This is a genomic window from Rhodococcus sp. LB1, from assembly GCF_001583455.1.
Lineage (GTDB): Bacteria > Actinomycetota > Actinomycetes > Mycobacteriales > Mycobacteriaceae > Rhodococcus_F > Rhodococcus_F opacus.
Map to the genome: position 1 here is coordinate 1 of NZ_LTCZ01000128.1, position 719 is coordinate 719.

Annotated in this window: 1 protein-coding gene and 1 pseudogene; both read right to left on the bottom strand. The window is 61.2% G+C overall.

Going from position 1 to position 719, the window contains the following annotated elements:
* Positions 1-125 (bottom strand): annotated as a pseudogene (locus AZG88_RS53810) (MspA family porin); the annotation flags it as partial.
* Positions 126-375: 250 nt separating this feature from the next.
* Positions 376-657 (bottom strand): MspA family porin, encoded by a 282-nt coding sequence (locus AZG88_RS19215; RefSeq protein WP_442971725.1) that lies wholly within the window; start codon positions 655-657, stop codon positions 376-378.
* Between the last annotated feature and the right edge of the window lie 62 nt (positions 658-719).

The following is a 719-nucleotide window of genomic DNA, read 5'->3' on the forward strand; positions in this document are numbered from 1 at the left end:
AGCGGCACGAAGGTGTCGGCATTCGCAGCACCGGTGGACATCAGGCCGAGTGCTACGGCCGCGGCAGCACCGAGGCCGGCAACGCGGGCCCCACGGCGCAGGCCTGACTTACGGATCTCGCTCATTCTTTCCCCTCATCAGGTACCACCTACCCGGCGTTCGGTTAGGCAGTCTTTACCTCTTGACGGGATAAAGTTAGCTGAAACAACGTCCAAATGTTATAGCTACGTGTCCGAATTTGCCTCCGCCCCAGCCTCCGTGTCCTAACTGTGACATGCATAACAGTGCATAGAGCGAGGTTGGGGGCGTACGGAAGTGCCGTACGCCCCCAACCTCGAGGTATTACATTGTTCAATTTTTTTTCGGCGTCACGCGTCAGCCGAGGCTGAAGGGCTNNGTGACCTTGGCGTAGGAGCGGGCCTGCGCGTAGCCGGCGCAACCGGAGACACCGAACGTCTCGTCCGAGTACGTGAAGCCACCGCTCTTGCCGGTGAACTTGAAGCTGCTCTTGTGAGCCTCGGCGCCGTAGTCGTCGGTGTACTCGACGTCGAGGATCGGCACGTTCTTCGCCTCGCCGGGAGCGATGGAGATTCCGCCACCGACAGCCGTGTTGCCCGTGTCAACGAGGTCGCCGACCGTCATCGAGTCGCTCTGCAAATCAGTCCAGCTTGCGCCACCTTCTGCACCACCACTGGCCTCGCCGCCGAAGTCGAGCTGGC